This window comes from Bradyrhizobium mercantei (assembly GCF_001982635.1).
GTDB lineage: Bacteria > Pseudomonadota > Alphaproteobacteria > Rhizobiales > Xanthobacteraceae > Bradyrhizobium > Bradyrhizobium mercantei.
The window spans coordinates 1-7,545 of record NZ_MKFI01000019.1 but is presented as its reverse complement, the minus strand read 5'-3'; the positions used below and the strand labels follow the sequence as shown (position 1 = coordinate 7,545).

5 protein-coding genes are annotated in these 7,545 nt (G+C 65.0%); 1 reads left to right on the top strand and 4 read right to left on the bottom strand.

Translation table 11 applies throughout. The features are described 5' to 3' along the window. The 4 genes from BI327_RS40490 to metF all read right to left on the bottom strand — a co-directional run. On the bottom strand, nt 1-539 hold a 539-nt coding region (locus BI327_RS40490), incomplete at its 3' end, for a transposase (RefSeq protein ID WP_143271800.1). Nucleotides 540-786: 247 nt separating this feature from the next. Then, on the bottom strand, nt 787-1,446 hold the full coding sequence (gene maiA / locus BI327_RS40485; RefSeq protein ID WP_076867219.1) for a maleylacetoacetate isomerase: 660 nt from the start codon (nt 1,444-1,446) through the stop codon (nt 787-789). Nucleotides 1,447-1,565: 119 nt separating this feature from the next. Next, entirely contained in the window at nt 1,566-5,420 is a 3,855-nt protein-coding gene (metH, locus tag BI327_RS40480; RefSeq protein WP_076867218.1) for a methionine synthase, read from the bottom strand. Nucleotide 5,421: 1 nt separating this feature from the next. After that, on the bottom strand, nt 5,422-6,336 hold the full coding sequence (gene metF, locus BI327_RS40475) for a methylenetetrahydrofolate reductase [NAD(P)H] (RefSeq protein WP_076867217.1): 915 nt from the start codon (nt 6,334-6,336) through the stop codon (nt 5,422-5,424). 388 nt (nt 6,337-6,724) lie between these two features. Between metF and BI327_RS40470 the strand changes: the two genes are divergently transcribed. Next, on the top strand, nt 6,725-7,545 hold an 821-nt coding region (locus BI327_RS40470), incomplete at its 3' end, for an LLM class flavin-dependent oxidoreductase (protein ID WP_076867216.1).

The following is a 7,545-nucleotide window of genomic DNA, read 5'->3' as shown; positions in this document are numbered from 1 at the left end:
GGATCGTGAGCGCTTTTGACCAGCTTGCTGGCGGGCCGCCCGTCCGCATCCGGGGGCAAATCGGGATCCGGTGGTTCGGGCGGATTAACCGCCGAGCGGATCAGCGAAGCGTCGATCAATGTGCCGTGCTTCAGGACGTAGCCAGACCTCTCGATCTGCCCCGTAATCAAGGCAAAGGCGCGCTCCGCCAACCCGCTCTTGGCCAACTGTTCGCGGAAACGCCAAAGGGTGGAATGATCTGGTACCGGCTCACTCAGCGACAGGCCCAGAAAGCGCCGAAACGACAGGCGGTCCACCAACGCTTCTTCAAGGCCCGGATCGGACAGCCCATACCATTGCTGCAGCAACAGCGCCTTAAACAGCGCCAGCGACGGGTAAGCTGGCGCTCCCATCGCCCCGCTGCGCAAGCCGCTCAGCAGCACTTCGATCGCGCCCCAGTCGACCAGTTCCGACACCCGCTGCAATGGCGCATTGGCTCGAGCCGCGTCACTCACCAGCCCGTCCGTAAAGCTCAGCTGATCAATCTGGCGCTCCGCCATCCATCCCTCCGGCGAATCCTTCACCTAAGAGAATCATCCCCGCTGACTTCTGCAAAGCCCTCGCTCTCGCGGGTGATGACACCGCGTGTTTGACATCTTGAATCGAGCTATCCCCATCGTCGTCCTGGCGAAAGCCAGGACCCGTTACCCCAGCCCGTCGTTATTGCTTGGCGCTGCGGCCACAGCTCACTTCAACGACACAACCCTGTGGTTATGGGTCCCTGCTTTCGCAGGGACGACAGTGAGCTCACTTCGCCCGCATCGCCTCGGGCGTATCCGGCTGCGCGGACGGATGCGCCTTCGCAAAGGCCGGCAGCGCCATCGCGGTCTCGTGGATGCGCTTCACGGTCGGCCAGGGCGACAGGCTGATCTGCTGGTTGATCGCCGCCGTGACGTGGCCGACCAGGCAGATGTCGGCGACGGTCGGCGCATCGCCGTGGCAGAAGGTGCCAGTGGCCTTGTGGCCGGCGAGGTGGCCCTCGATCGCCGCCAGCGTCTCGACCGTCCAGTGCCGCCGCCAGGCGTTCTGCTGGCTGTCGCGCAGATCGAGCTCGCGGTCGAGATAGCGGCGCACCCGCGGCGTCAGCAGCGGATGACCTTCGCAGGCAACCATCAGCGCCAGCCCGCGCACCCGGGCGCGGCCGAGCGCGTCGGTCGGCAGCAGCGGCGGGGCGGGATGGGTCTCGTCGAGATAGTCGATGATCGCGAGCGACTGGAACAGCACCGCGCCGTCGTCGGTCACCAGCGCCGGCAGCGCCATCTGCGGATTGATCTTGCGATAGGCATCAGTGCGATGCGCGTCCGCATCGAGATCGACGAACACGACCTCGGTAGCCGCGCCCTTGAGGTTGAGCGCGATCCGCACCCGAAAGCTCGCCAGCGATCGCCAGAAGGAGAAGAACTGCATGGGAGTGCACTCCTCACGTCATGCCCGGGCTTGACCCGGGCATCCATCTATCTTCGTCAGAATCTTGTTGGAAGATGGATCGCCGGGTCAAGCCCGGCGATGACAAGTCTTGGCGAGGTTTATCCCGCCCCCACGGCTTTCTTGCGCCAGGCCAGATGCACGGCGCAGGTGCAGCCCTGCGGGTGCGAGGCCAGCTCGGCGTCGTTGGCGGGCGTCGCGGCGGGCGCGATCGCCGCTCCCTTGGCGCCGTCCTGCGACGGGATGTAGTTCAACACCGGCGCGAGCCAGCGCTCGACCTCGGCGACCGTCATGGCCTTGCGCGCGGCGTAGTCCTCGACCTGGTCGCGCTCGATCTTGCCGACGCCGAAATAGAAGCTTTCGGGATGCGAGAAATACAAGCCCGAAACCGACGAGCCCGGCCACATTGCAAAGCTCTCGGTCAGCTTCACGCCGGCGGTGTTCTCGGCGTCGAGCAGCGCGAACAGCGTCCGCTTCTCGGTGTGGTCGGGTTGCGCCGGATAGCCGGGCGCCGGGCGGATGCCGTCGTATTTCTCGAGGATCAATTCGTCCGCCGACCACGCCTCGTCGGGCGCGTAGGCCCAGAACTCCTTGCGCACGCGCTGGTGCATGCGCTCGGCAAAGGCCTCGGCCAGGCGATCGGCCAGCGCCTTGCACAGGATCGAGGAGTAGTCGTCATTGGCGTTCTTGAAGCGGTCGGCGACCGCATCCTCGCCGATCCCCGCGGTGACGACGAAGCCGCCGATATAGTCGGGGACGCCGGCCTCCTTGGGTGCGACGAAGTCGGACAGCGCGGCGTTGAAGCGGCCCTCGCGCTTCTCGAGCTGCTGGCGCAGCGTGTGGAAGGTCGCGATCTTTTGCTTGCGCGTCTCGTCGGCATAGACCTCGATGTCGTCGCCTGTGGCATTCGCCGGCCAGAAGCCGATGGTCGCACGCGCGGTGAACCACTTCTCCTGGATGATCGTGTCCAGCATCTTGCGCGCATCGGCATAGAGCGAGCGGGCGACTTCGCCGACCTTGGGATCGTCGAGGATCGCCGGGAAGCGGCCGGTCAATTCCCAGGTCTGGAAGAACGGCGTCCAGTCGATGTAGTCGGCGAGCTCGGCCAGATCGTAGGCGTCGAAGCTCTTGAGCCCAAAGAAGGCCGGCTTCTTCGGCGGCGCTGCTGCAAAGTCGATCGCGACCTTGTTGGCGCGGGCATCAGCGAGCTTCAGCCGCTTCTTGTCGGCCTGGGCGCGGAAATGCGCGGTCGAAATTTTTGCGTATTCGGCGCGCACCTCGGCGGCGTAGGCCTGCTTCTTGTCGGCCGACAGCAGCGAGGAGGCGACGCCGACGGCGCGGCTCGCGTCGTTGACGTGGACAACCGGGCCGCCCGGATAGTTCGGGTCGATCTTGACAGCGGTATGCACGCGGCTCGTGGTGGCGCCGCCGATCAAAAGCGGTACGTTCATGCCCAGCCGTTCCAGTTCGCCGGCGAGGAAGCTCATCTCGTCGAGCGAGGGCGTGATCAGGCCGGACAGGCCGATGATGTCGGCGCCTTCGGCCTTGGCGGTCTCGATGATCTTGTTGGCGGGCACCATGACGCCGAGGTCGATGACCTCGAAATTGTTGCACTGGAGCACGATGCCGACGATGTTCTTGCCGATGTCATGCACGTCGCCCTTGACAGTCGCGAGCACGATCTTGCCCGCGGCATTGCGGCCGCCGGTGATGCCGTTGGCGAGGTTGCGCGCCTTCTCCTCCTCCATGAACGGCATCAGATAGGCCACCGCCTGCTTCATCACGCGGGCCGACTTCACGACCTGCGGCAGGAACATCTTGCCGTCGCCAAAGAGATCGCCGACCACGTTCATGCCGGCCATCAGCGGGCCTTCGATGACGTCGAGCGGGCGGGACGCGTTGACGCGCGCGGCCTCGGTATCCTGTTCGATGAACTCGGTGATCCCATGCACCAGCGCATGCGACAGCCGCTTCTCGACCGGCCATTCGCGCCAGGCGAGATCCTGCTCCTTGGTCTGCTTCTCCTTGCCGCGGAATTTCTCGGCCAGCGCCAGTAGACGCTCGGAGGCACCGGGATCGCGGTTGAGGATCACGTCCTCGCAGGTCTGGCGCAACTCGGGGTCGATATCGTCATAGACGATCATCTGGCCGGCGTTGACGATGCCCATGTCCATGCCGGCATGGATCGCGTGATACAGGAACACCGAGTGCATCGCCTCGCGCACCGGCTCGTTGCCGCGGAACGAGAACGAGAGGTTGGAGACGCCGCCGGAGATGTGCGCGCCCGGCAGGTTCTGGCGGATCCAGCGCGTCGCCTCGATGAAGTCGACGCCGTAATTGTTGTGCTCCTCGAGGCCGGTCGCGATCGCGAAGATGTTCGGATCGAAGATGATGTCCTCGGGCGGGAAGTCGAGCCTGCCAACCAGGATGTCGTAGGCGCGCTTGCAGATCTCGGTCTTGCGCGCGAACGTGTCGGCCTGGCCGGTCTCGTCGAACGCCATCACGACAACGGCGGCGCCGTGCCGCTTGGCGACGGTCGCCTCGTGCAGGAACTTCTCCTCGCCTTCCTTCATCGAGATCGAGTTCACGATCGGCTTGCCCTGGATGCACTTCAGGCCGGCCTCGATGACGTGGAATTTGGAGGAGTCGACCATCACGGGCACGCGCGCGATGTCGGGCTCGGCGGCGACGAGGTTGAGGAACGTCACCATCGCGGCTTCAGAATCGAGCAGACCCTCGTCCATGTTGACGTCGATGACCTGGGCGCCGTTCTCGACCTGGTCGCGCGCGACCTGAAGTGCGGCGGTGTAGTCGCCTGCCGTGATCAGCTTGCGGAAGCGCGCCGAGCCGGTGACGTTGGTGCGCTCGCCGACGTTCACGAACGGGATCGCGTCGGTCAGCGTGAACGGCTCGAGGCCGGACAGCTTCAATCGCGATTCGATCTCGGGCACCGCGCGCGGCTTGTGCGGGGCGACGGCCCTGGCGATCGCACCGATATGGTCGGGCGTGGTGCCGCAGCAGCCGCCGACGATGTTGACGAGGCCGGCGGCGGCGAATTCGCCGATCAGCCGCGCCATGTACTCAGGCGTCTCGTCATACTGGCCGAATTCGTTGGGCAGGCCGGCGTTCGGATAGGCACACACCAGCGTGTCGGCGACACGGCCGATATCGGCGATGTGCGCGCGCAAATCCTCGGCACCGAGCGCGCAGTTGAAGCCGATCGTGATCGGCCTGGCGTGCCGCACCGAATGCCAGAACGCCTCCGGCAACTGCCCGGAGAGCAGGCGGCCGGATTTGTCGGTGATGGTGCCGGAAATCATCACCGGCACGTCGATGCCGCGCTCCTCTATGATCTCCGAGATCGCATAGAGCGCGGCCTTGGCGTTCAGCGTGTCGAAGATGGTCTCGACCAGCAGCAGGTCGGCGCCGCCGTCGAGCAGGCCCTTGGCCTGTTCGCCATAGGCCTTGCGCAGATCGTCGAAGGTCACCGCGCGATAGCCGGGATTGGAGACGTCGGGCGAGATCGAGGCGGTGCGGTTGGTCGGGCCGAGTGCGCCGGCAACGAAGCGCTGTTTGCCGTCCTCGGCCGACACGCGCTCGGCGGCGGCGCGGGCAAGCCGGGCGCCTTGCAGGTTCATCTCATAGGCGAGGTCCGACATGTCGTAGTCGGCCTGCGCGATCGAGGTCGAGGAGAAGGTGTTGGTCGCGACGATGTCGGCGCCGGCACGCAGGTACGCGGCGTGGATGTCGGTGATCGCCTCGGGCTGAGTCAGGATCAGGAGATCGTTGTTGCCCTTGATGTCGCGATGGAAGTCCGCAAAGCGTTCGCCGCGGAAGGCGGCTTCGTCGAATTGCAGGCCCTGGATCATCGTGCCCATGGCGCCGTCGAGCACCAGGATGCGCTCGCGGGCAGCCGCGAGCAAAGCGTTACGCTTGGGAGAAACAGGAACGGACATGTCAGGCAGCTTTCTGGGCACCGTTCGGCCGGATGCCGAGCAGATGGCTGATCGCGAACACGAGGTCCGCGCGGTTCATGGTGTAGAAGTGGAAGGTGTCGACGCCGTGCTTGAACAGCTTCTGCACCTGGCCGGCCGCGACGGTGGCCGCGACCAGCTTGCGGGTCTCGGCGTCGTTGTCGAGGCCGTCGAACTTCTCGGCGAGCCAGTCCGGTACGCTGGTGCCGGCGCGGGTGACGAAATTCCGGGCCTGCTTGAAATTGTGCATCGGCATGATGCCGGGCACGATCGGAATCTCGATGCCGCGCGCCCGCACCCTGTCGACGTAGCGATGGTAGAGGTCGTTGTCGAAGAACACCTGGGTGATTGCACGCGTCGCACCGGCGTCGACCTTGGCCTTCAGCGTATCGATGTCGGCGTCGAAATCCCTGGCTTCCGGATGCTTCTCCGGATAGGCGGACACCGAGATCTCGATGTCGGCATGGCGCCGCTTGATCCCGGCGACGAGCTCGGCCGAGCTCTGATAGCCGTCGGGATGGGTGAAGTAGGGCGTGCCGATGCCGCCGGGCGGATCGCCGCGCAGCGCCACGATGTGGCGAACGCCGACCTCATGGTAGCGGTCGACGATCTCGTCGATCTCGCTGCGCGAGGCGCTGACGCAGGTCAGATGCGCGGCCGGCAGCAGGTCGGTCTCGCGCAGGATGCGGCTGATCGTGGAATGGGTGCGCTCGCGGGTCGAGCCGCCGGCACCATAGGTCACCGAGACGAAGTTCGGCGTCAGCGGCGCCAGCCGATTGATGGTCTCCCAGAGATTGCGCTCCATCTCCTCGGTCTTCGGCGGGAAGAACTCGAAGGAGATTTTCGGCGCCCTTGGCGCGCGGTGCCCGTTCGGCAGGGATGAAATGGTCTCGGTCATGATACGCAAGGGCTCCGCAACTGGAGGGTCGACGTCCGGCCTGGATATGAAGGCCTAAGATAGGCGAAACCGGTGGGCTGAAACAGCCCATCTGATATGGGAAATTGCCCATTGTTGGCAAAGAAGTGGTGTAAATCAGCTGCGTGGCATGCTCGATGGGCGAGGCAAAATTCGCTATAAGAATTTCTATACTATTGAAATATATATAATAATTATGGGTACGGCAGCGGATGGGTCGCTAGAGTGGATTGTGGGCAATGCGGCAGTTCAATGAATCGCTATCTTCCATCCCAAAGCCATATGTCGTCGGCAATGACGTTCTGGTGCGGGACTGGTCTGCGCGGCCGGGGTCTTTGTCGCCTCGTGACGTCACACTAGGTTGACCGCCATGATCCCGCTCTCCGTCCTCGACCTGTCCGTCGTCACCACGGGCACCAAGCCCGCCGCGGCACTCCGCAACAGCATCGACCTGGCGCGCCATGTCGATAGCCTCGGCTATGTCCGCTACTGGCTCGCCGAGCACCACAACCTCGCCTCCGTTGCGAGCCCGGCGCCCGACCTGATGATCGGACAGATCGCGGCGGTGACGCAGCATATCCGGGTCGGCTCCGGCGGCGTGATGCTGCCCAACCATGCGCCGCTGGTGGTCGCCGAGCGCTTCAAGATGCTGGAAGCGCTGTTTCCCGGCCGCATCGATCTTGGGCTCGGCCGCGCGCCCGGCACCGACGGCGCCACCGCCTACGCATTGCGCAGCCGGCTCGATCGCCGCGAGGGCGACGATTTCCTCGAGCGGCTGCATGAGTTGACCTTGTGGGAGACACGCGATTTCCCGGCCGGCCATCCCTACAACAATGTGGTGGCGATGCCGGATGATTCGCCGCTGCCGCCGATCTGGCTGCTCGGCTCAAGCGACTATTCCGCCGAGCTCGCCGCCCAGGTCGGGATGGGCTTCGCGTTCGCGCATCATTTTGCGACCCATGATGCGATCGCGGCGATGACGAATTATCGCGCGCATTTCAAGCCGTCCGGCTGGCGCGCGACGCCGCAATCGATCCTGGCGGTCGCGGTCGTCGCGGCGGAGACCGACGCGGAGGCCGAGCAGCTTGCGATGTCGATGGACCTCAACCGGCTGCGCCGCGACCGCGGGCAATATCTGCCGCTGCCGAGCGTCGAGGAGGCGATGGCCTATCCCTACACCGACGCCGAGCG

What these genes read in the sequence shown, in the direction of transcription:
- metH (WP_076867218.1), bottom strand. Translation starts at nt 5,420, where the DNA reads ATGTCCGTTCCTGTTTCTCCCAAGCGTAACGCTTTGCTCGCGGCTGCC.
- maiA (WP_076867219.1), bottom strand. Translation starts at nt 1,446, where the DNA reads ATGCAGTTCTTCTCCTTCTGGCGATCGCTGGCGAGCTTTCGGGTGCGG.
- metF (WP_076867217.1), bottom strand. Translation starts at nt 6,336, where the DNA reads ATGACCGAGACCATTTCATCCCTGCCGAACGGGCACCGCGCGCCAAGG.